The organism is Metapseudomonas otitidis, assembly GCF_900111835.1.
In the GTDB taxonomy this organism is placed as follows: domain Bacteria; phylum Pseudomonadota; class Gammaproteobacteria; order Pseudomonadales; family Pseudomonadaceae; genus Metapseudomonas; species Metapseudomonas otitidis.
Genome location: NZ_FOJP01000004.1, coordinates 117,369 through 139,905, shown reverse-complemented (window position 1 = coordinate 139,905; position 22,537 = coordinate 117,369). Strand labels below are relative to the sequence as shown.

Here is a 22,537-nt window from a genome sequence, read left to right as displayed (position 1 = left end):
TGCCAAACGCCGGAAGCCCCCATGAAGCGACGCTATGGCTGGCCGCTCAAGGCCCTGCTCACCCTCCTGCTGCTCCTGCTGGTGGCCCAGCTGACGCTGCCTTGGCTGATCCGTGACTACCTCAACGGCAAGCTCGCCGACATGGGCGAGTACCGCGGCCACATCGACGACATCGACCTGGCCTGGTGGCGCGGCGCGTACCGCATCAACGGCCTGTCCATCGTCAAGGCCGACGGCAGCGTGCCGGTGCCGCTGCTGGACGCGCCGGGCATCGACCTGGCGGTGAGCTGGCAGGCACTCTGGCAGGACCGCGCCGTGGTCGCGCGGGTGGTGTTCGAGGCCCCCGAACTGAACTTCGTCGACGGCGGCGCCGACAAGCGCCAGTCCCAGACCGGTGCCGGCACCGACTGGCGCGACCAGCTGAACAAACTGCTGCCCATCACCCTCAACGAACTGCGCGTGCTGGACGGCCGCATCGCCTTCCACAACTTCACCTCCACCCCCAAAGTGGACCTGGACGCCAGCCAGGTGAACGCTAGCCTCTACAACCTCACCAACGTCGCCGACAGCCAGGGCGAGCGCGTGGCCCGCTTCGAGGGCCGCGCACAGTTGCTCGGCCATGCCCCCCTGGAGGTGGAGGCCACCTTCGACCCGTTCAAGAACTTCGAGGACTTCCAGCTGCGCCTGCGCGCCCGCGAAATCGACCTGCCCCGGCTCAACGACCTGGCCCGCGCCTACGGCCGCTTCGACTTCCGCCGGGGCCAGGGCGACCTGGTGATCGAAGCCCGCGCCGACAACGCCCGGCTCAGCGGCTACATCAAGCCACTGCTGCACGATGTGGACGTGTTCGACTGGCGCCAGGACGTGGAGAACGAAGACAAGGGCGTGCTCCGCGCCCTCTGGGAGGCCCTCGTCGGCGGCGGCGAGACCCTGCTGAAGAACCAGCGCCGCGACCAGTTCGCCACCCGCGTGGAACTCAGCGGCAACGTGCACCAGCAGGACGTCAGCGCCTTCCAGGCGTTCATCGCCATCCTGCGCAATGCCTTCGTCGAAGCCTTCACCCCGCGCTTCGAACGTGCCCCGCCCGAGCGCGATGACGCCACACGACCCACCGGAGGACAGGGCCCCGCCGCCGCCACGACGGACTAGGCTGCAAGGGCCGTGACCGCCCATTCAGTGACTGAATGCCCCGTCTGCGTTCACAGTGCGCCGGGGCTCACGCTATAGTCGGCGCCTCCACCTGATACCGCGCGCCCGGCACTGCCGGTCGTTACCGTTCGAGGATTACCTGATGAAGTTCGAAGGCACCCAGTCCTACGTCGCCACCGACGACCTCAAGCTCGCCGTCAACGCCGCGATCACCCTGCAACGCCCGCTGCTGGTCAAGGGCGAACCGGGCACCGGCAAGACCATGCTCGCCGAGCAGCTGGCCGAAGCCTTCGGCGCCAAGCTGATCACCTGGCACATCAAGTCCACCACCAAGGCGCACCAGGGCCTGTACGAGTACGACGCCGTGAGCCGCCTGCGCGACTCCCAGCTCAACTCCGACAAGGTCCACGACGTCCGCAACTACATCAAGAAAGGCAAGCTCTGGGAGGCCTTCGAGGCCGACGAGCGCGTGATCCTGCTGATCGACGAGATCGACAAGGCCGACATCGAGTTCCCCAACGACCTGCTGCAGGAACTCGACAAGATGGAGTTCTACGTCTACGAGACGAACGAGACCATCAAGGCCAAGCAGCGCCCGATCATCATCATCACCTCCAACAATGAGAAGGAACTGCCGGACGCCTTCCTGCGCCGCTGCTTCTTCCACTACATCGCCTTCCCCGACCGCGAGACACTGAAGAAGATCGTCGACGTCCACTACCCCAACATCAGCGGCGAGCTGGTGGCCGAGGCGCTGGACGTGTTCTTCGACGTGCGCAAGGTCCCGGGCCTGAAGAAGAAGCCCTCCACCAGCGAACTGGTGGACTGGCTGAAGCTGCTGATGGCCGACAACATCGGCGAAGCCGTACTGCGCGAGCGCGACCCGTCCAAGGCCATCCCGCCGCTGGCCGGCGCCCTGGTGAAGAACGAGCAGGACGTGATGCTGCTCGAACGCCTGGCCTTCATGGCGCGCCGCGCCAGCCGCTGAGGCTGCCTCCCTCTCCCTTCCACGGGAGAGGGTTCAACCGCCCACCAAGGAGGCCCCAGCCATGCATAACGGCAGCTGCCTGTGCGGCGCGGTGAAGTACCAGATCGACGCGCCCATCGAATCCGCCACCCATTGCCATTGCGGCCAGTGCCGCAAGGGCCATGGCGCAGCCTTCGCCAGCTACGGCAACGTGCGGCGCGAGCACTTCCGCTTCACCGCAGGGCAGGACCAGGTGGCCGCGTTCCACTCCTCCCCCCACGTGACCCGGACCTTCTGCCGCCAGTGCGGCAGCAACCTGCAATGGTTCGCCGACCACCCGCACCCCAAGTGGGTCTCGGTGGCCCTGGGCACCCTGGACTCGCCCCTGGGTGACGTCCCGCAGAAGCACATCTACACAGAATCCAAGGCCGACTGGTACGCCATCGCCGACGGCCTGCCCCAGGAATCCCGTTCCTGAGGCCCCACCGCTAGCAAGAGGGTGCAGCCATGCTGCTCAACCTATTCAACGAAATGCGCGCCGCCAAGGTGCCGGTCTCGGTCCGCGAACTGCTGGACCTGATCAACGCGCTCAAGCACAACGTCGTCTTCGCCGACATGGACGAGTTCTACTACCTCGCCCGCACCGTGCTGGTGAAGGACGAACGCCACTTCGACAAGTTCGACCGCGCCTTCTCCGCCTACTTCAAGGGCCTGGAGAACCTCAACGAGCACATCGAGGCGCTGATTCCCGAAGAGTGGCTGCGCAAGGAGTTCGAGCGCCTGCTCACCGACGAAGAGCGCGCGCAGATCCAGTCCCTCGGCGGGCTCGACAAGCTCATCGAAGAATTCAAGAAACGCCTGGAAGAACAGAAGGAACGCCACGCCGGCGGCAACAAGTGGATCGGCACCGGCGGCACCAGCCCCTTCGGCTCCGGCGGCTTCAACCCCGAGGGCATCCGCGTCGGCGACGCCGGCAAGCGCCAGGGCAAGGCCGCCAAGGTCTGGGACCAGCGCGAGTACAAGAACCTCGACGACCAGGTGGAACTGGGCACCCGCAACATCAAGGTCGCCCTGCGCCGCCTGCGCAAGTTCGCCCGTGAAGGCGCAGCGGAAGAGCTGGACCTGGACGGCACCATCGACCACACCGCCCGCGATGCCGGCCTGCTCAACATCCAGATGCGCCCCGAACGGCGCAACACCGTGAAGCTCCTGCTGCTGCTGGACATCGGCGGCTCCATGGACGCCCACGTGAAGGTCTGCGAAGAGCTGTTCTCCGCCTGCAAGACCGAGTTCAAGCACCTGGAGTACTTCTACTTCCACAACTTCGTCTACGAATCGGTGTGGAAGAACAACCTGCGCCGCACCTCCGAACGCACCTCCACCCAGGACCTGCTGCACAAGTACGGCGCCGACTACAAGGTGGTGTTCGTCGGCGACGCCGCCATGGCCCCCTACGAGATCACCCAGGCCGGCGGCAGCGTCGAGCACTGGAACGAAGAGCCGGGCTACGTGTGGATGAAGCGCTTCATGGAGAAGTACAAGAAGCTCATCTGGATCAACCCCTACCCCAAGGACACCTGGAACTACACCGCCTCCACCGGGCTGGTGCGGGAGCTGATCAACGACCAGATGTTCCCCCTCACCCTGCAGGGGCTGGAGGAAGGGATGCGCTTTCTCTCCAAGTGAAAAAGAAAGGGCCCGGAAGGGCCCTTTCTCGTTACTTGAAGCTTCAACTAGCCAGGCAGCTTGGGTAATCCCCACCCGCCCTTCCCATCCAGGGACATTATCGACAATAGATAATTATCAATCTGTCTCAGTGAGAACTTCTCATTTTGCGTATCCGCCAAATGCTCTTGAAGTTGAATGACTCGCTCGCACCATGCGCCATAGTGAGAAACCTTTCCGAACATCCTCCATCCGCGATAACTCGACCCCAGTGCATCCATTACCCAAGACCATCCTTCCCGAACGTAGGAATCGACTATCGGAAAGAATTGCGGACGATGAAAATGCAAGTACTTGGAGGCAAGACTACTATTCTCTCGGCCATTTGCCTTAGCTAACGCACCGGCCAGTTCAAGGTGAACCTCTACCGCAAAAGGAATGCGCTCAAGGGTCAGGCTTTCATCCGATGAAAACTCAGAGAGCAGCCTTTCAAGCCTCGACTTCGAGATAGCCTCTGCCGCCTCAATGACTACCTCCAACGCTTGCCGCTCATCCTTCTGTTCGCCATTGGTTTTCCTGCGCTCTACCGACGCTGAATAGGTCCGACCAATCAACATCAGTTTCCCAATAATCTGTGAGCGATCCGTATTGCTAGGATTCCTTTCAACAGATTCGTAAAGCATTTGATTGAGGACATCAAAAGGAGGGCAACCAAATTCGTTGCCAAGCCACTCGGCCTTAGGGGGGTACCACGAGAAATTTTGACTCATGCAACTACCACCGACAAATCAGATACATAGACTGAAGATCATTCACCGGACTTTCGCCCACGCGAGAAATTCTCGTCCTTACGGCAGAACTCCAAGCTATCGGCAAGAATCCCTCTGATCCTTCTCAGGTTTTCAGGTTTGTCGATGAGAACTTGGTCCCCCGCCCCGATTTCAAGGCCGGCCCGATTTATTTCCGCCCGCTGCTGCTGATCAAGATCGACAATGAATTTCACTGAAGGTCTCTTTTTATCTCCCCAATAACGAAGCAACCAACGGTTTGTCTTGCCCTGATAAAGGCAGGAGTAATAGCCCTCGTTATCTTTCCCGACAACCTCTGCCTCTTCACCCAACAACTCCTGAACAATCCGCAACACCTCGCGTTCAGCGGCGGTGGTTACGATATTGGGATTGTCCGGATCAACAATTTCACGATTATCGGCAGTTAGAACATCAGCTTCACTCTGAGCCTGCTGAAGAGTAGGTGCAGGAGCTGACGGAGCAGAAAGCCCGCTTACCACCATTTCGCTGACAGCGCGCTCAACAGCGGTACGCACCAAAGGAGTGATCAATTCAAGAAAACGAGCATTGAGCTGCCTATTAATATTTGACCGCCCAGCGACATAGCGAACAAAATCAATATCAACCTCGCGAAGACTTGAACTAATAGTCTTCTTGAAGGCATGGAGATATATATTCTCCTCCGCTAGCGTACGAAGTTGATCCGGCTGGAATTCATCATGTCGGAAATTGTAAAGATGAGCAAAATCGTGAACTGGCCCTTCCACCAAATCAATCTTCAGGAATGGCTTCTCATCCATTATATTTTTCTCCACCAAATCGGTGAAGAAACGCCACTCTTGACCGTTGGTTATTACAGCCATGGTGACACTTGGAGTCGCATTAAAATAACGAGCCAGTTGCGGACAATGGTTATTGAGTTTTTCGGAGTGAGCCTTGGCCTCAATAAACATAACCGGAGTTCCATTACTGAACAGCGCATAGTCCACTCGTTCAGATGCCTTTACACCGGGGAAGTCTGAGGCAAACTCTGCCCGCACCTTGGTTGGGTCGTAGGGACTGAAGCCCAAAATATCAAGCAGCGGTAGGATGAGCGCCTGCTTGGTTGTCTCTTCACCAGAACAATGCGGCGCAACTTTCTTGACGTGTTCAACGTGGGCATTAATGCGAGAAAGAAATTCTTGCATGCTGAGGTCCCTCTCATGTGGTGGCAGTTTGCCGACATTGCTCGTAACACCCGTCAACGTCAAGTAGGACAAAACGCTATCCTTACCGCCCTCTTTCCTGGGCGATCTTTGAGTCAGCCAATCTGGGAGCAAATACGAGGGCTGTGGCAGTCAAGAAGTCAGGCGCCAAACTGATCCGACTCTCTAGGAGCTTGCAGTCGGCCTTTTCCCGCCTCTCTCCCGAACCGAAGAGGAGCGCAAGTCGTGAGCGCACGCAATATGGAGGGAGGGCCCCCAACACAGTCGGGTGGGGACGCCTAGTTCGGATGCAGGGGCAAGTTTTTTTGGTTTCTTTTCACCGGGCTGGCGATCCAGCGACTGGAAAAGGGACTCGCCCGGGAGGGCGAAACGAAAAACAACAGCAGAACTCGGCAACCAGCTTGGTTTCTTAGCCCTGTCCCAGCCCGGAGCGTTAGGCACGCCCCTTGCCCTCCCTCCCCCACCTCCCTATCCTCCCGGCGTCGCGGTCAATCCCGCGACCGGGTTTGACAGCCCGCTACATCAGGCGCGAATGCGCTGCCAGTGCGTGCGAGAAACAGCGAATGTTTCTTGCAGGTGCTTGCACGCATGCAGCTTCTACAGGCTGCGCTGCTTTATGGCAGATCGCGCGGGGAGGCCTTCTGGCCTGCCGGGTCCTGATGCCGGTCTGTCAACCCCGCGTGGTCTGCCACCCTTCGAATGACAGCGACGGGTGGTGGCTCCTCAACCTCATCAGGAGTTCCCCCATGCACGACGCATACACCCCCATCGTTTTCCAACGCCACAACCACCAGCTCCGTGCCGCCATGGTCGACAACCAGCCCTGGTTCGTAGCCATGGACTTCGCGCGGATGATCGGCGCGCTGAAGCCCGGCCGCCTGCCCCGCCTGGTGGACCCGCACCAGCGCCGCGCCGTCCGCTTGCGGCACGCCAGCGGTGGTAGCGAGGAAGTCATCGCCCTCAGCGAAGCCGGCGCCTACCGCCTGCTGTACCGCTACCAGCACCCGGAGCACCGCTGCCTGAGTCGCTGGCTCAGCGAGGAGGTGGTGCCGACGCTGCATGACCACTACCGCGACGCCAACGCAGCGCCCCGCCGGGCGTACATGAGCTGGGCCAACCAGCGGATCGGCGTGGTGAAGTGGCAAGGGGACATCTGGATCGCCCGGCGCGACCTGCCGGTGTTCCTCTGCAGCCGCGAGGAGCCGGCACTGGGCAATGAGCCGAGCTGGAAGCACATGCCCTTCAGCGATTGGTAGCCGAACCGGGAGCGGGTGCGCCCCGCTCCCGGTTGTCGAAACTGTGCGCGTGTGCGGTATGCACCGGTGGCCGTTCGGCTAGGGTGCTGCCTTTGCCCCCACCGAGCGGATTCGAGCATGGACACCCTGCAAAACGGCATCGACGCCTACAACCAGACCTTCCAGGACCTGCACGGCGAAGACGATGAGCTGGCCTGCGACGGCCCCGCGCCGGCGGCGGACATCGAACGCTTCCAGGCCCTGGCCGGGATGCCGCTGCCGGCGGAGCTGGTGGCCTTCTACCGCCACTTCGGCAGCCTGAAGAACAACACCCAGGACGACAACCACTGCTTCTGGCTGCCCGCTCCGGGCGAGCTGGTGGACTGGCTGGAAGACCAGGGCAGTGGCGCCGGGCTGGTGTCACTGATGCGGGCCTTCTGGGGTGGCGACCGTCCGGAGCTGGACGCCGGCATGCACTTCGATGCGGCCCAGCTGCAAGCGCTGGACCAGCGTTTCATCGGCTTTGGCTGGTTCATGGGCGACGACATGCTGGAAGGCGCGCACTTCCTGTTCTTCGACCGGGCCGGCGGGTTCGGCCGCCTGCACTACCACCAGGACCGTTTCGCCGAAGCCCGACGTGGCCTGCTCGGGCTGCTGGAGTCGGGCCTGCCCGGCCAATCACTGGAGGCCCTGCTCGGCCAGGCGCTGGACGAGGTGCGCGAGGGGCTGGAAGCCTTCGGCTGACCCAGGGAACAGCGCCAGCTGTGCCAGGATGCGCGCGGCCCAGGCGCTCCGCACGACAAGGAGTGGCCAGCCCTGCGCGCTGAACCAGCGAGGGCTTACCTGGGCCTGTCGTCAGGCTGCACGCCTAGTGAGGCACTCAGGAGAGGCTGCGCGGTTGATGATCAAGCAGCAGCACCAGGTCACGCACGTGCAGAACCTTGCCGTAGAAGGGGTTGTTCTCAACGCCCGCCAGAGACCGGCCACTTAGTCGGGCCATATCCTCCAGCAGCTCGAACTCCAGATCCTCGTCGTCCAGGTTCAGATCCTCCTCGAAGCGATCATCGGCACGGATCGGCAAGCCTCCGCCGAGATAGCTGTGTAGCGACTCGTACACGGCGCGGATCACCCAGGTGTCCACCTGCCACCGAGGGAAGGCGCGAGCGAACTGGCATATGGACTGCCCCTGGCGCTGCGCAGCCAGCCTCGCTAAACGTCGCTGCTCTCGCCAGCTCAAGTACTTCACCAGCACAGCCGTGCCGGCCACAACCCACAGCAGCGCAGGCTGCTGCACGATGCTCCAGACCAGGCCAACAAGCAGGCACAGCAGCAACAGAACCAAGCCGAGCGGTAACCGTGCCGGTGCGTGTGGCATGTCGTGCATGTGTCTTGAAGGTTTGCGCATGGCGTTGCCCCGTTGTGGACAGGCTCGCAACCTATCCCAGCCCTCACCGGGCAGACAAGACAGCACAGGAGCACCTTTGCGGCGAGGCGTCTCTGGCAAGCGCTGTACAAGGCCAAGCAGCCGCAACCGTATCGTCCAAAACTGATGAAAGCGCCTCAGGAAGAAACCACCCGCTCAGGCGCACACCACTGAAAAGAGTTCGGCAGGTGGCAAAGCCCCGTGACTGGCTGTGGACTGGCGGCGACCTTCACCCCCTGCGGAACAACGCCAGCCAGCAACCGAAGCCCACCAGCAACGCGCCGAAGCTGCGGTCCACCCAGTGCCGCACCGCCAGCAAGCGCTGGCGCACGGCGCCGGAGGAGAAGCACAGCGCCACCAGGCCGAACCAGGCGACGTGGGCGCTGGCGATGAAGGCGCCATAGCCCACCTGCATCGCCAGGGGCGTGTCCGGGCGCACCACCTGCAGGAACAGGCTGACGATGAAGACCGTGGTCTTGGGGTTGAGCACGTTGGTGAAGAAGCCCATGCGCAGGGCCGCTGCGTCGCTCAGCGGTGCTTCGGGCGCCTCGGCCTGGGTGCCGGCGGGCTGGCTGCGCAGCATCTTCACCCCCAGCAGGATCAGGTAGCCGGCACCGGCCAGGCGGATGGCATCGAACAGCCAGAGCGACTGCTGGATGAGCACGCCAACACCCACCAGGGTGTAGCTGACATGCACCAGCACACCCAGCCCGATGCCCAGCGCCGTCAGGGCGCCGGCGCGGCGGGAGCGCAACAGGCTGTTGCGTGAGACGAGGGCGAAGTCCGGCCCGGGGCTGATCACCGCGAGCAGGGTGATGGTGATTACGGCTAACAGTTCAGCCATGGCGTATCCTCTGGCAGTTCGATAGAGGTGCCGATCATAGGAAGCCAACCAGGGGCCTGACCAACGATGCTTTCTGACCATTCCGGTGAGCCTGGCTCACCATCCAGCGATTCCCGCCTGCCCTCGCTGATGGCGCTGCGCTGCTTCGAGGCCGCAGCCCGCCTGGAGAACTTCACCCGCGCGGCGGAGGCGCTGCACCTGACCCATGGCGCGGTGAGCCGGGCGGTTCGGCTGCTGGAAGACGACCTCGGCGTGGCGCTGTTCGAACGGCGCAACCGCCGCGTCTTCCTCACCGAGGACGGCCGCACCCTGGCTCGCGCGGTGCACGACGGACTGGCACTGATGCAACAGGCTGCCCAGGGCTTGCGGACCAAGGCACGCCGGGAGCGGCAATGGGTGGTGTCGTGCGAGCCGACGCTGCTGATGCGCTGGCTGATCCCGCGCTGGCCGGACTTCCAGGCGCGCCACCCGGACTGGGTGATCCACCTGGTGGCCGGCGGCGGGGCCTTCTCCTTCCAGGCCGGCATCGACCTGGCGATCCGCAGCGAGGATTTCCCGCACCCGCCGCACTGGCACGTGGAGCCATTGTTCGAGGAGCAGGTGGGGCCGGTGTGCCGGCCGGAGCGGGCCACCCAGTGGTTCGAGGCCGACGACCTGCGCCCGGATGCGCCCCGGCTGCACACCCGCACCCGACCAGCAGCCTGGGCGGACTGGAGCGCGGCGGCCGGTCGCGCTCCGGGCCTGCCGGGCGGGCAGGTGTTCGAGCACTTCTACTTCAGCCTGCAGGCGGCGGTGGCCGGGCTGGGGGTGGCCATCGGCCCGTGGCACCTGGTGCGCGACGACCTGGCGAGCGGCGCGCTGGTGGCGCCGCTGGGGTTCGTGGCCGATGGCTCGCGCTATTGCCTGCTGAGCGAGGCCCCGCCGCCGCCCGGCAGCCTGCCGGCCGCGCTGCTGGCGTGGCTGCGGGAGCAGGCCTGATGCAACGAATGACGGAACGGCATGCGCGCCGTAGCATCCAACCCCACATGCCCCATCCACAAAGGAGATCGACATGCCCTGGTATGCCTGGCTGATCCTGGCGCTGGCCCTTGGCTCCATCGTCGGCGGCCTGATGATGCTGCGTGACACCGCGAAGAAGGTTCCGCTGACCGAGGAGCAGCTGGCGCGCATCCGCCAGCGCAACGCGGAAGCCGACGCCAAGGACGCGGAAGATCGCTGAGAGCCGGCACGGAAGCCGGCCACGGGCCGGCTTCCCGCACATCCGCCAACACCTGATGGCGAGATGGCCTTAAAGTGCGCCACCTGATTTCTCAGGAGGTGCCATGCCTATCCATCTACAAATCCTGCTTCCCCTGCTCACCCTGGCCCTGGGCCATGCCACCGGCCACATCAGCCCGCTCGGCCTGGCACTCGGCGTGGCCTATGCCGGCTGGGTGCTGGCGGCAAAACGCCTGCCCAACTGGCTGTGGCTGCCGGTGACGCTGTTGGCCAGCGTGGCCCTGGCCGCGCACCTGGTGCCGGGCTTCGCCTACCTCTCCCTGACCGAGCCGACGCCCTGGAGCTCGGACGCGCCGCCCTACGCCTTGCGGGTGAACTGGGACAAGGCGCTGGTGGGCATGAGCCTGCTGGCCTGGTGGCTGGGCCGCCCGGACCCGGTGCCGGCGGCGCGCCGGAGCGCGACCCTGACGGTGATGCTGGCGACGCTGGTGGCCGTGCCGGTACTGGCGCTGGCCCTGGGGCTGGTGGGCTGGGTGCCGAAGTGGCCGGAACACATGGCGCTATGGCTGGCGGTGAACCTGCTGGTGACGGTGCTGGCGGAGGAGCTGGTGTTCCGCGCGCTGCTGCAGCGCACCCTGGCGGCGCGCCTGGGTCCCTGGGCGGGGCTGCTGCTGGCGACGCTGCTGTTCGGTGCGGTGCACCTGCCCTTCAGCACGCTGTTCGCCGTGGTGGCGACGGTGGCGGGCCTGGGCTACGGCCTGGCGTTCCACTTCTCGGGTCGGCTGGGGCCGGCGGTGGCCCTGCACCTGGGGGTCAATCTCTGCCACGTCCTGCTGCTGAGTTATCCACTGAAGCTGGGCTGACGCGGATGCGGTAGCGGCCGAAGATGCGCTCCAGGCTGCCATCGGCCCGCAGCGTCTCCAGCAGGCGCGCGAAGCGCTCGGGGGTGATGGGCGCCCCCGGCCGCAACAAGGCGTAGTGGCGGTAGTACTGGTCGACCCGGTCGGAGACGAGGAACTGCCCCGCCACGTCCGGGTTGCGCTCCAGGTACATGCCCAGGTACGAGCGCGTCACCAGGGCGATGTCGGCGCGGTCTCGCAGCACCATCAGCAGGTTGCTGTCGTGGGAGTAGGTCAGCATCGCGTTGAATTCGCGCATGAGGTATTCCGGGTCGGCATCGAACCCGGCGAAGCCGTAGTGGTAGCCGCTGTAGAGGGCCAGGCGCTTGCCATCCAGGCTGCGGAAGTAGTCCTGCCCACGGCTGTCGCGCTTGTGGGCGACGAAGACTTCGGCGTCCTCCAGGCCCATGTCGATGCGCGCCGCCTCGATGTCCTGCCAGCCCCAGCCGGGGTTCTCGAACACCGCCATGTCGATGCGCCCGCTCTGGAAGTCGCGGAAGCGCCGCGGGATGGCCGTGGGCAGCATGACGAAACGGTAGTCCGCCTGGGCCTGGTTGAGGGCCTCCAGCAGTTCGGGCAGCAGGCCGGTGGCCGCTTCCGATTCCGGCTTGATCACATAGGGCGGGAAGTGGGCGCCGCCCACCTTGACCACCTCGGCGGCGAGCGCCGGCTCCAGCGAAGCGAACAGGGCCAGAGCGGCCAGCAGTCCCTTGCGTCCCCCAATCCGTTGTCGGCCGTCCTTCCGCCGAACGCGTGCAAAAGCCATGTTTTCCCCGTATGCGCCGTTCTTAATCTCGGTCGTTCTTCTTGAACGGCAGCTGGTATCGCTCCAGCAGCCGTTGGTAAGACTCATCCGCCTGCAACCGCTGCAACAGCCCCTCGAAGTCCTGGGGCTCGATGGGGGCGTTGGGTCTGAGCATGGCGTTGAGATGGTATTCCTGATCGAACCGACGGGAAACAAGCAGTTTGCCGCGCAGTTCGGGGTCCCGCTGGAGCATCTGCTCGAGGTAGGACCGGGTGACCACGGCTATATCGGCACGATCATGCAAAACCATGAGCAGGTTGCTGTCGTGGGAATAGGTGAGCGTGGCCTGGAAGCGTTTCTGCAGCATGAGCGGATCGGCGTCGTAGCCGGCGAAGCCGTAGTGATAGCCGGCATAGAGCACCAGGCGCTTGCCGAGCAGGGTGTCGAAATAGTCCTCGCCCCGTTCGGGCTCGGCGCGGGCCACGTAGACCTCGGCATCGTCGATGCCCATGTCGATAAGGGTGTAGCGCGCGCCCTCCCAGCCCCAGTGGGGGTCCTCGAAGAGGATGAGATCAAAGCGGCCGGTCTGCAGGTCGCGGTAACGGCGCGCGGAAGAGGTGGGCACGATGCTGAAGTGGAAGCGCTTCTGCACCTGGTTGAACAGCGCCACCAGCTCCACCGTCAGGCCGCTGCCGGTATCCCGCTCGGGGTGCACCATGTAGGGCGGGAAGTTGTAGGCGCCGATGAGAATCTCGCGGGGCAGCGCGGCCCAGGCGCTCCCTGCCAGGAGGCAGAGCGACAGCAGGAACAACCGTGACGTGATAGACCAGACACCCGACATCTTGGCCCCGGAGAAAGAGGTGGAACGGCTCCCGGGGAAGACTAGTTCATGCCGGCTCAGCCGTCCTTGAGCACCAGCGCCAGAGCCTCTTCGCAGAGCTGATCGAGGCTCATGGGACCCTCGGGGCGGAACCAGGTGGTGGTCCAGGACAGCGCGCCGGTGAGGAAGCGCCGCAGGATGAACGGGTCGCCCTGGACATAGCCCTGGGCACGGGCCTCGCCCAGCACCTCCAGCCAGAACTGCTCATAGGCATCGCGCAGTTCGAGGATGTAGCGCTGCCCCTCCTCCGAGAGCGAACGCCACTCGTACACCAGCACGGCCATGGCCTCGCCTGTGCCGCCCATGATCGACTGCAGCTCGCAGCGGATCAGCGCCAGCACCCGCTCGCGCAGGCTGTCGGCCTCGGCCAGGGCGGCCTTCATCAGCGCGGTGTTGTAGAGGATGGTCTCCTCCATCACCGAGCGGAGGATCTCGTCCTTGCTCTTGAAGTGGTGAAAGATGCTGCCCGACTGGATGCCCACGGCACTGGCCAGGTCGCGCACGGTGGTGCGCTCGTAGCCCTTGCTGCGGAACAGGTGGGCGGCGGTCTGCAGCAATTTGCCGCGGGGGCTCTCCGGGTCGGTGATCTGCCCGCTTTCCACCAGTTCACGCATCACGTCTTGGGCTTTTGGGTTGTCCAGGCTCATCGCTCGCCACTACCTCGTTCGCACGGCGCTTGCCCATCCAACTTAAGAATGGAGCGCAAGTCTCTGTCTTGATTCGCGAAATCTATTCCCCGCCCGGCGCCCAAGCAAGCGCTTGGGCAAAAAACTGCCACCCTCCACTTTTCAACCAAGCGCTTGCTTGGTAATGTCGCCCCACCTTCTCGAGTGATACGGGCCATAACAATGACCAGAGCCGTACGCATCGGTTGCGCCTCCGCATTCTGGGGCGACACCTCCACCGCCGCCGCCCAGTTGGTGAACGGCGCGCAGCTGGACTACCTGGTGTTCGACTACCTGGCGGAGATCACCATGTCGATCCTCGCCGGGGCACGCATGAAGAAGCCAGACGAAGGCTATGCCACCGACTTCGTCGAGGTGCTGGCACCGCTGCTGCCGCAGATCGCCGACAAGCGCATCCGCGTGATCAGCAACGCCGGCGGGGTCAACCCGGTGGCCTGCGCCGCCGCGCTCTCCGCGGCCTGCGAGAAAGCCGGCGTGGCGCTGAAGATCGCCGTACTGCACGGCGACAACCTGCAACCGCGCCTGGGCGAGCTGGCCAAGGCCGGCGTCCGCGAGATGTTCACCGACGCCCCGCTGCCGCCCATGTGCGTCTCCGTCAACGCCTACCTGGGCGCCCCCGGCATCGTCGCGGCGCTGGAGGCCGGTGCCGACATCGTCATCACCGGCCGGGTGGTGGACAGCGCCGTGGTCAGCGCCGCCCTGGTCCACGAATTCAAATGGCGCTGGGACGACCACGACCGCCTGGCCCAGGCCGCCCTCGCCGGCCACATCATCGAATGCGGCGCCCAGTGCACCGGCGGCAACTTCACCGACTGGGAACAGGTGCCCGACTACGAGCACATCGGCTTCCCCATCGTCGAAGTGGAGGCCGACGGCCAGTTCTGCGTGACCAAGCCGGAAGGTTCCGGCGGCCTGGTGACGCCCTTCACCGTCGGCGAGCAGATGCTCTACGAGATCGGCGACCCGCGCGCCTACCTGCTGCCCGACGTGATCTGCGACTTCACCCAGGTGCGCCTGGAGGCCGCCGGCACCGACCGTGTGCGCGTCTCCGGCGCCCGGGGCCTGGCGCCCACCGACCGCTACAAGGTCAGCGCCACCTACCCCGACGGTTTCCGCTGCACCGCCAGCTGCCTGATCGCCGGCATCGACGCGGTGAAGAAGGCCGAGCGGGTGAGCCGCGCCATCATCGCCAAGACCGAGGAAATCTTCGCCGCGCGGGGCTGGGGCCCCTACCGCGAGGTGAACATCGAACTGCTCGGCAGCGAGGCCACCTATGGGCCCCACGGCCAACGGCAGGACAGCCGCGAAGTGGTGATCAAGCTCGCCGTGCGCCACTGCAAGAAGGAGGCGCTGATCCTCTTCTCCCGCGAGATCGCCCAGGCCGCCACCGGCATGGCCCCCGGCCTGACCGGCATCGTCGGCGGCCGCCCCACGGTGTACCCGGTGATCCGCCTGTTCTCCTTCCTGGTGGACAAGAGCGCCTGCAGCCTGGAGGTGGAGCTGGACGGCGAGCGCCACCCGGTGGCCCTGCCCGAGGCCGGCAGCGCCGACCCGACGGCCCTGGCCGAAGACCTGCACCCGCCACGCCCGGTCGGCGAGGCCGACGCCAGCGTGCCGCTGATCAGGCTCGCCGTGGCCCGCTCCGGCGACAAGGGCAACCACAGCAACATCGGCGTCATGGCGCGCCGGCCCGAGTTCCTGCCGTGGATCGCCGAGGCGCTGACGCCAGAGGCCGTGGTGGACTGGATGGCCCACGTGCTCGACCCGCAGACCGGCCGCGTGCAGCGCTGGTACCTGCCCGGCACCCACAGCCTCAACTTCCTGCTGGAGAACGCCCTGGGCGGCGGCGGCGTCGCCAGCCTGCGCATCGACCCGCAGGGCAAGGCCTTCGCCCAGCAACTGCTTGAATTCCCCGTACCGGTGCCGCGCGCACTGGCCGAGACCCTGTAGCGCGACGAGGACGACAACAACAATGAGCTACGACTCCGTATTCCGGCCCGGCCTGTTCGCCGGCCAGACCATCCTGGTCACCGGCGGCGGCAGCGGCATCGGCCGCTGCGTGGCCCACGAACTGGCCCACCTGGGCGCCCACGTGGTGCTGGTGGGGCGCAAGGCGGAAAAACTCGAAGCCACCGCCGGCGAGATCATCGAAGACGGCGGCAGCGCCAGCTGGCAGGCCTGCGACATCCGCGACGAAGAAGCGGTCAAGGCCATGGTCAAGGCCGTGGTGGCCGAGCGCGGCCCCATCCACCACCTGGTCAACAACGCCGGCGGCCAGTTCCCCGCGCCGCTCATCGGCATCAACCAGAAGGGCTTCGAGACCGTGGTGCGCACCAACCTGGTGGGCGGCTTCCTGGTGGCCAAGGAGGTCTTCCTGCAGAGCATGAGCAAGACCGGCGGCAGCATCGTCAACATGCTCGCCGACATGTGGGGCGGCATGCCCGGCATGGGCCACTCCGGCGCCGCCCGTGCCGGCATGGAGAACTTCACCAAGACCGCCGCCTACGAATGGGGCCACGCCGGGGTGCGAGTCAACGCCGTGGCGCCGGGCTGGATCGCCTCCAGCGGCATGGACACCTACCCGGAGTCGATGAAAGCGATGATACGTTCCCTCAAGGACCACGTCCCGCTGCAGCGCATCGGCACCGAGTCCGAGGTGACGGCCGCCATCGTCTTCCTGCTCTCCCCCGGCGCCAATTTCATCAGCGGCAACACCATCCGCATCGACGGCGCCGCCAGCCAGGGCACCCGCGCCTGGACCCTGGGCAAGGCCCGCGCCAGCGAGTCCTACAACGGATTCCACCGGGCCTATCTGCCCGCCGTGTTCAAGGACGAGGAGTAAGCCATGGCCGTGATCCAATCCGAACTCGACGTCCACGGCGACGACTTCGCCCGCAACCGCGAGGCCATGCTGGCCGCGGTGGCGAGCTTCCGCGAGGTGGAGCAGAAGGTGCTGGACAAGGCACAGGACGCCAAGCCCAAGTTCGAGAAGCGCGGCCAGCTGCTGCCCCGCGAACGCCTCAACCTCCTGCTGGACCCGGGCAGCCCCTTCCTGGAGCTGTGCTCCCTGGCCGGCTACAAGCTGCACGACGACAAGGACGGCACCCAGGCCGGCGGCGGCATCATCGCCGGCATCGGCTACATCGCCGGGGTGCGCTGCCTGATCAGCGCCAGCAACAGCGCCATCAAGGGCGGCACCATCTCCCCCACCGGCCTGAAGAAGACCCTGCGCCTGCAGCAGATCGCCGTGGAGAACAAGCTGCCCATGGTGGCCCTCACCGAGAGCGGCGGCGCCAACCTCAACTATGCGGCGGAGATCTTCGTCGAAGGCGCGCGCGGCTTCGCCAACCAGGCGCGCATCTCCGCCATGGGCATTCCCCAGGTCACCGTGGTGCATGGCTCCAGCACCGCCGGCGGGGCCTACCAGCCGGGCCTGTCGGACTACGTCATCGTGGTGCGCGGCAAGGCCAAGATGTTCCTCGCCGGCCCGCCCCTGCTCAAGGCCGCCACCGGCGAAGTGGCCACCGATGAAGAACTCGGTGGCGCCGAGATGCACGCCCAGGTGGCCGGCACCGCCGAATACCTGGCCGAGAACGACGCCGACGCCCTGCGCATCGCCCGCGAGGTGCTCGCCATGCTGCCCTGGAACGCCCAGTTGCCGGCCCCGGTGAAGCCCACCTGGCGTGAGCCGCTGTACAGCACCGACGAGTTGCTGGGCGTGGTGCCGGCGGACCCGAAGAAGCCCTACGACGTGCGCGAGATCATCGCCCGGATCGCCGACGGCTCCGAATTCCTCGACTTCAAGAACGAGTTCGACAGCCAGACCGTCTGCGGCCACCTGCGCATCGAGGGCCGCCCCTGCGGGCTGATCGGCAACAACGGCCCGATCACCCCGCGCGGCGCCGCCAAGGCCGCGCAGTTCATCCAGCTCTGCGAGCAGAGCAACACTCCGCTGCTGTTCCTGCACAACACCACCGGCTTCATGGTGGGCACCGAGTCGGAGCAGCTGGGGGTGATCAAGCACGGCTCGAAGATGATCCAGGCCGTGGCCAACGCCAGTGTGCCCAAGCTCACCCTGGTGGTGGGCGGCTCCTACGGCGCCGGCAACTACGCCATGTGCGGCCGTGGGCTGGACCCGCGCTTCATCTTCGCCTGGCCCAACAGCCGCACCGCCGTGATGGGCGGCGCCCAGGCCGGCAAGGTGCTGCGCATCGTCACCGAGGAGAAACACGCCAAGGAGGGCAAGGAAGCCGACCCGAAGATGCTCGACATGCTGGAACAGATGACCGCGCAGAAGCTCGACAGCCAGTCCACCGCGCTCTACGGCACCGCAAGCCTGTGGGACGACGGCCTGATCGACCCCCGCGACAGCCGCAAGCTGCTGGGCTACCTGCTGGACATCTGCGCCGAGGCCGAGGCCCGGCCACTGAAGACCAACCGCTTCGGCGTGGCTCGCTTCTGAGAACCCTCACGGTGCGCCTGGCGCACCCCCAACGGCTTACTCACGGAGAACAACAACAATGATCTTCACCCAGGAACACGAAGAACTCCGCCGTACCGTCCGCAACTTCGTCGACAAGGAGATCAACCCCCACGTCGACCAGTGGGAGAAGGACGGCCGCTTCCCCATTCACGACATCTTCAAGAAGGCCGGTGAGCTGGGCCTGCTGGGCATCTCCAAGCCGGAGAAATTCGGTGGCATGGGCCTGGACTACAGCTACTCCATCGTCGCCGCCGAAGAGTTCGGCACCATCCATTGCGGCGGCATCCCCATGTCCATCGGCGTGCAGACCGACATGTGCACCCCGGCCCTGGCGCGCTTCGGCTCCGACGAGCTGCGCGAAGAGTTCCTGCGCCCGGCCATCGCCGGCGAAATGGTCGGCTGCATCGGCGTCTCCGAGGTGGGTGCCGGCTCCGACGTCGCCGGGCTCAAGACCAACGCCCGCAAGGACGGCGACGACTACGTGATCAACGGCAGCAAGATGTGGATCACCAACTCCCCGTCCGCCGACTTCATCTGCCTGCTGGCCAACACCTCCGACGACAAGCCCCACGTCAACAAGTCGCTGATCATGGTGCCGATGAACACCCCCGGCATCACCCTCAGCCCGCACCTGGACAAGCTCGGCATGCGCAGCTCCGAGACCGCCCAGGTGTTCTTCGACAACGTCCGCGTGCCGCAGCGCAACCGCATCGGCCACGAAGGCGCCGGCTTCATGATGCAGATGCTGCAGTTCCAGGAAGAGCGCCTGTTCGGCGCGGCCAACATGATCAAGGGCCTGGAGCACTGCATCGACGCCACCATCGACTACTGCAAGGAACGCAAGACCTTCGGCAACGCGCTGATCGACAACCAGGTCATCCACTTCCGCATGGCCGAGCTGATGACCGAGGTGGAATGCCTGCGCGCCCTGGTCTACCAGGCCACCGAAATGTACGTGAAGGGCAAGGACGTCACCCGCCTCGCCTCCATGGCCAAGCTCAAGGCCGGGCGCCTGGGCCGCGAGGTCACCGATGCCTGCCTGCAGTACTGGGGCGGCATGGGCTTCATGTGGGACAACCACATTTCCCGCGCCTACCGCGACACCCGCCTGGTGTCCATCGGCGGCGGTGCCGACGAGATCATGCTCGGCATCATCTGCAAGCTGATGGGCATCCTGCCGGGCAAGAAGAAAGACTGAGACGGGGGTGACCATGGAACTGCCGAACACCGAGACCCTGCTGCTGGAGCCCGCTGACGGCGTGCTGCACATCACCCTCAACCGCCCGGAGAGCCGCAACGCCATGAGCCTGGCCATGGTGGAAGAGCTGCGCGCGGTGCTCGCCGCCGCGCGACAGGCGCCCGAGGTGCGTGCCCTGGTGCTGCGCGGGGCCGGCGGGCACTTCTGCGCCGGCGGCGACATCAAGGACATGGCCAGCGCCCGCGCCACCGGCGGTGAGGCCTACCAGCGCCTGAACCGCGCCTTCGGCCGCCTGCTGGAAGAGGCCCAGGCCCAGCCGCAGGTGGTGATCGCCGTGCTGGAAGGCGCGGTGCTCGGCGGCGGCTTCGGCCTGGCCTGCGTGTCCGACATCGCCCTGGCCGCCGAAAGCGCCCAGTTCGGCCTGCCGGAGACCAGCCTCGGCATCCTCCCGGCACAGATCGCGCCCTTCGTGGTCAAGCGCATCGGCCTCACCCAGGCCCGCCGCCTGGCCCTCACCGCCGCCCGCTTCGACGGCCGCGAGGCCCTGCGCCTGGACTTGGTGCACAGCGCCGAGGCCGACGCAGCGGCCCTGGACCAGCGCCTGGCCGACACCCTCGACCAGGTGCGCCGCTGCGCCCCCGGCGCCAACGCCCGTACCAAGGCGCTGCTGCTGGCCACCGAGGAACGCGAGCTGGGCCCGCTGCTGGACGACGCCGCCGCCTGGTTCGCCGAATCCGTCACCGGCGCCGAAGGCACCGAGGGAACCCTGGCCTTCGTGCAGAAACGCAAACCGACCTGGGCCCAGTGAGCCCAGGCGGTGGATCGATAGAGCGCGATCCACCCTACGCCCGATCCCCACGCAACACCGAAGCACCCGTAGGGTGGATATCGCTCTCCACATCCACCGCAACACCGAACACCACAGGCGGATCACCCCAACCCGATCCCCACGCAACACCGAGGCACCCGTAGGGTGGATGTCGCTCTTCACATCCACCACTACACCGAACACAACAGGCGGATCACCCCAACCCGATCCGCCGGCAACACCGAACGCAAACAGCCCGGATCCCGGACGCCCTCCGGTCCCCCAGCAGGAGCACGAAGATGCCCGCATTCAACAAGATCCTGATCGCCAACCGGGGCGAGATCGCCTGTCGGGTGATGCGCACCGCCCACGACCTGGGCTACCGCACCGTGGCCGTGTACAGCGAGGCCGACCGCGACGCGCGCCATGTGCAGCTGGCCGACGAAGCCGTGTGCATCGGCCCGGCACCGGTGGGCCAGTCCTACCTGTGCGTCGAGGCCATCCTCGACGCCGCGCGGCGCACCGGCGCGGATGCGGTGCACCCGGGCTACGGCTTCCTCTCCGAGAACGCCGCCTTCGCCCAGGCCTGCGAGGCCGCCGGCATCACCTTCATCGGCCCCACCGTGGAGGCCATCCGCCTGATGGGCAGCAAGCGCCTGTCGAAGATCGCCATGCTCGAAGCCGGCGTGCCCTGCATCCCCGGCTACGAAGGCGCCGATCAGGACGACGCCACCCTCGCCCACGAGGCCGAGCGCATCGGCTACCCGCTGATGATCAAGGCCAGCGCCGGCGGTGGCGGCCGTGGCATGCGCCTGGTGCACGAGGCGAGCGAGCTGGCGGCGCAGATCCGCACCGCGCGCTCGGAAGCGCAGAACGCCTTCGGCAGCGGCGAGCTGATCCTCGAACGCGCGGTGATCCAGCCGCGCCATGTGGAGATCCAGGTATTCGGCGACCGCCACGGCCACATCCTCTACCTGGGCGAACGCGACTGCTCGGTGCAGCGCCGCCACCAGAAGGTGGTGGAAGAAGCCCCCTGCCCGGTGATGACGCCGTCCCTGCGCCAGGCCATGGGCGAAGCGGCCGTCAAGGCGGCCGCCTCGGTGAACTACCTGGGCGCCGGCACCGTGGAGTTCCTGCTGGACGCCGAAGGCCGCTTCTACTTCCTGGAAATGAACACCCGCCTGCAGGTGGAGCACCCGGTCACCGAACTGGTCACTGGGCTCGACCTGGTGGCCTGGCAGATCCGCGTCGCCGCCGGCGAAGCCCTGCCGCTGGCCCAGGACGACATCCGCCTCGACGGCCACGCCATGGAAGTCCGCCTCTACGCCGAGGACCCGGCCGCCGGCTTCCTGCCGCAGACCGGCGACGTGCTGCGCTGGGAACCCGCCAGCGGCGCCGGCGTGCGCATCGACCACGGCCTGGTGGAAGGCCAGCCGGTGACGCCCTTCTACGACCCCATGCTGGCCAAGGTGATCGCCTGGGGCGCCACCCGTGACGAGGCCCGGCGCAAGCTGATCCGTGCCGTGGAGGACTGCGTGCTGCTGGGGGTCAAGGGCAACCAGCGGTTCCTCGCCAACCTGCTGGCCCACCCCGAATTCGCCGCCGGCCACGCCACCACCGCCTTCATCGGCGAACACTTCGCCGCCGACCCGAGCCTGGCCCCGCAGCCGCTGCCGGCCGTGGAGCTGGCCGCCGCAGCCACCCTGCTCTACCAGGCCTCCGCCGAATCCCGTGCCCACCAGGCCGGCCTCGCCGGCTGGCGCAGCGCCGGCAGCGCGCCCTGGCGCCTGGTGCTGCGCCAGGGCGAGCAGAAGCACGAAGTCCTGCTGGACGTCCGCGTCAGCGGCCCGCAACCGCAGTTGCAGGTCCAGGCCGCCGGGCAGTCCGTCGCCGTAAGCCTGCTGACCTGCGACGGCCGCTGGGCCACCCTGGAGCTGGACGGCATCCGCCGCCGCCTCGCCTACCACCACGACGGCGAGCGCCTGTGGCTCAAGGGCCACCAGGGCAGCATCGAACTGCAGGACGTCACCCACGAACCCGCCGGCGGCCAGGTCGGCGCCGCCTCCGGCACTGTCAAGGCGCCCATGGACGGCGCCATCGTCGACGTGCTGGTGGAAGAAGGCACCCCGGTCACCAAGGGCCAACTGCTGGTGGTGCTGGAGGCCATGAAGATGGAGCACCCCCTCAAGGCCGGGATGGACGGCACCGTCCGCCGCGTGCAGGTCAGCGCCGGCGACCAGGTGAAGAGCCGCCAGGTGCTGGTGGAGGTCGAAGCCGCCGACTGAACAACCGCTCGAACCGCGCCACTCGACTAGGTTGAGTAGCCAGGAACCCGACAACACCA

Annotated in this window: 22 protein-coding genes; 15 read left to right on the top strand and 7 right to left on the bottom strand. The window is 65.9% G+C overall.

The genetic code is table 11. The annotated features are described in order from the left end of the window. The first annotated feature begins 21 nt into the window (after nucleotides 1-21). The 4 genes from BM198_RS06520 to BM198_RS06505 all read left to right on the top strand — a co-directional run bounded on the left by BM198_RS06520 (nucleotide 22) and on the right by BM198_RS06505 (nucleotide 3,802). The gene (locus BM198_RS06520; RefSeq protein ID WP_074968703.1) at nucleotides 22-1,149 is read left to right on the top strand and encodes a DUF748 domain-containing protein; all 1,128 of its coding nucleotides are present in this window, start codon (nucleotides 22-24) and stop codon (nucleotides 1,147-1,149) included. A gap of 142 nt (nucleotides 1,150-1,291) precedes the next feature. After that, nucleotides 1,292-2,137 (top strand): AAA family ATPase, encoded by an 846-nt coding sequence (locus tag BM198_RS06515; protein ID WP_044409321.1) that lies wholly within the window; start codon nucleotides 1,292-1,294, stop codon nucleotides 2,135-2,137. Between the two features lie 61 nt (nucleotides 2,138-2,198). Continuing rightward, complete coding sequence (locus BM198_RS06510) at nucleotides 2,199-2,594, top strand: GFA family protein (protein ID WP_074968701.1); 396 nt, start codon at nucleotides 2,199-2,201, stop codon at nucleotides 2,592-2,594. 29 nt (nucleotides 2,595-2,623) lie between these two features. Then, nucleotides 2,624-3,802 carry a vWA domain-containing protein gene (locus tag BM198_RS06505; protein ID WP_044409328.1) on the top strand — a complete coding sequence of 393 codons (1,179 nt, stop codon included), beginning with the start codon at nucleotides 2,624-2,626 and terminating at the stop codon, nucleotides 3,800-3,802. 47 nt (nucleotides 3,803-3,849) lie between these two features. Here BM198_RS06505 and BM198_RS29510 read toward each other — a convergent pair whose 3' ends face one another. Next, nucleotides 3,850-4,551, bottom strand: coding sequence for a hypothetical protein (locus tag BM198_RS29510; protein WP_139233575.1), 702 nt, complete (start codon nucleotides 4,549-4,551; stop codon nucleotides 3,850-3,852). Between the two features lie 38 nt (nucleotides 4,552-4,589). After that, nucleotides 4,590-5,756, bottom strand: a complete 1,167-nt coding sequence (locus tag BM198_RS06500; protein ID WP_074968891.1) for a type I restriction endonuclease — start codon at nucleotides 5,754-5,756, stop codon at nucleotides 4,590-4,592. Nucleotides 5,757-6,520: 764 nt separating this feature from the next. On the opposite strand from BM198_RS06500, the gene BM198_RS06495 reads away from it, so the two are divergent. Together BM198_RS06495 and BM198_RS06490 are read left to right on the top strand one after the other, a co-directional pair. Then, the gene (locus BM198_RS06495) at nucleotides 6,521-7,030 is read left to right on the top strand and encodes a BRO-N domain-containing protein (protein WP_074968698.1); all 510 of its coding nucleotides are present in this window, start codon (nucleotides 6,521-6,523) and stop codon (nucleotides 7,028-7,030) included. A 117-nt stretch (nucleotides 7,031-7,147) separates the two neighbouring features. Further along, nucleotides 7,148-7,753, top strand: a complete 606-nt coding sequence (locus BM198_RS06490) for an SMI1/KNR4 family protein (RefSeq protein ID WP_074968696.1) — start codon at nucleotides 7,148-7,150, stop codon at nucleotides 7,751-7,753. A 136-nt stretch (nucleotides 7,754-7,889) separates the two neighbouring features. Here BM198_RS06490 and BM198_RS06485 read toward each other — a convergent pair whose 3' ends face one another. After that, nucleotides 7,890-8,414, bottom strand: coding sequence for a hypothetical protein (locus tag BM198_RS06485; protein ID WP_074968694.1), 525 nt, complete (start codon nucleotides 8,412-8,414; stop codon nucleotides 7,890-7,892). A gap of 247 nt (nucleotides 8,415-8,661) precedes the next feature. Next, a complete protein-coding gene (locus BM198_RS06480; protein WP_074968692.1) occupies nucleotides 8,662-9,276 on the bottom strand; it encodes a LysE family translocator in 615 nt (204 codons plus the stop codon). 66 nt (nucleotides 9,277-9,342) lie between these two features. Between BM198_RS06480 and BM198_RS06475 the strand changes: the two genes are divergently transcribed. The 3 genes from BM198_RS06475 to BM198_RS06465 all read left to right on the top strand — a co-directional run bounded on the left by BM198_RS06475 (nucleotide 9,343) and on the right by BM198_RS06465 (nucleotide 11,357). Beyond that, nucleotides 9,343-10,254, top strand: coding sequence for a LysR family transcriptional regulator (locus BM198_RS06475; RefSeq protein WP_074968690.1), 912 nt, complete (start codon nucleotides 9,343-9,345; stop codon nucleotides 10,252-10,254). Nucleotides 10,255-10,327: 73 nt separating this feature from the next. Next, the gene (locus BM198_RS06470) at nucleotides 10,328-10,495 is read left to right on the top strand and encodes a DUF2897 family protein (protein ID WP_069561667.1); all 168 of its coding nucleotides are present in this window, start codon (nucleotides 10,328-10,330) and stop codon (nucleotides 10,493-10,495) included. 103 nt (nucleotides 10,496-10,598) lie between these two features. Further along, the gene (locus BM198_RS06465; RefSeq protein WP_074968688.1) at nucleotides 10,599-11,357 is read left to right on the top strand and encodes a CPBP family intramembrane glutamic endopeptidase; all 759 of its coding nucleotides are present in this window, start codon (nucleotides 10,599-10,601) and stop codon (nucleotides 11,355-11,357) included. Here BM198_RS06465 and BM198_RS06460 read toward each other — a convergent pair. Genes BM198_RS06460 through BM198_RS06450 form a run of 3 tightly spaced genes read right to left on the bottom strand, consistent with a single transcriptional unit; the run spans nucleotide 11,308 to nucleotide 13,659 of the window. Next, complete coding sequence (locus BM198_RS06460) at nucleotides 11,308-12,159, bottom strand: substrate-binding periplasmic protein (protein ID WP_082078198.1); 852 nt, start codon at nucleotides 12,157-12,159, stop codon at nucleotides 11,308-11,310. The genes BM198_RS06465 and BM198_RS06460 overlap by 50 nt on opposite strands. Before the next feature lie 22 nt (nucleotides 12,160-12,181). Then, nucleotides 12,182-12,979 (bottom strand): substrate-binding periplasmic protein, encoded by a 798-nt coding sequence (locus BM198_RS06455; RefSeq protein WP_074968686.1) that lies wholly within the window; start codon nucleotides 12,977-12,979, stop codon nucleotides 12,182-12,184. 56 nt (nucleotides 12,980-13,035) lie between these two features. After that, entirely contained in the window at nucleotides 13,036-13,659 is a 624-nt protein-coding gene (locus BM198_RS06450; RefSeq protein WP_044405217.1) for a TetR/AcrR family transcriptional regulator, read from the bottom strand. A 207-nt stretch (nucleotides 13,660-13,866) separates the two neighbouring features. Between BM198_RS06450 and BM198_RS06445 the strand changes: the two genes are divergently transcribed. The 6 genes from BM198_RS06445 (at nucleotide 13,867) to BM198_RS06420 (ending at nucleotide 22,478) form a co-directional block, all read left to right on the top strand. Continuing rightward, nucleotides 13,867-15,654: an acyclic terpene utilization AtuA family protein gene (locus tag BM198_RS06445; RefSeq protein WP_074968684.1), complete on the top strand. Its 1,788-nt coding sequence runs from the start codon at nucleotides 13,867-13,869 to the stop codon at nucleotides 15,652-15,654. A gap of 22 nt (nucleotides 15,655-15,676) precedes the next feature. Next, the gene (locus BM198_RS06440; RefSeq protein ID WP_074968682.1) at nucleotides 15,677-16,546 is read left to right on the top strand and encodes an SDR family oxidoreductase; all 870 of its coding nucleotides are present in this window, start codon (nucleotides 15,677-15,679) and stop codon (nucleotides 16,544-16,546) included. 3 nt (nucleotides 16,547-16,549) lie between these two features. After that, complete coding sequence (gene atuC, locus BM198_RS06435) at nucleotides 16,550-18,166, top strand: geranyl-CoA carboxylase subunit beta (RefSeq protein WP_074968680.1); 1,617 nt, start codon at nucleotides 16,550-16,552, stop codon at nucleotides 18,164-18,166. Nucleotides 18,167-18,224: 58 nt separating this feature from the next. Continuing rightward, a complete protein-coding gene (gene atuD / locus BM198_RS06430) occupies nucleotides 18,225-19,385 on the top strand; it encodes a citronellyl-CoA dehydrogenase (protein ID WP_074968678.1) in 1,161 nt (386 codons plus the stop codon). Nucleotides 19,386-19,398: 13 nt separating this feature from the next. Then, nucleotides 19,399-20,193: an isohexenylglutaconyl-CoA hydratase gene (atuE, locus tag BM198_RS06425; protein WP_074968675.1), complete on the top strand. Its 795-nt coding sequence runs from the start codon at nucleotides 19,399-19,401 to the stop codon at nucleotides 20,191-20,193. Nucleotides 20,194-20,492: 299 nt separating this feature from the next. After that, on the top strand, nucleotides 20,493-22,478 hold the full coding sequence (locus tag BM198_RS06420) for an acetyl/propionyl/methylcrotonyl-CoA carboxylase subunit alpha (RefSeq protein ID WP_074968673.1): 1,986 nt from the start codon (nucleotides 20,493-20,495) through the stop codon (nucleotides 22,476-22,478). Nucleotides 22,479-22,537: the final 59 nt, after the last annotated feature.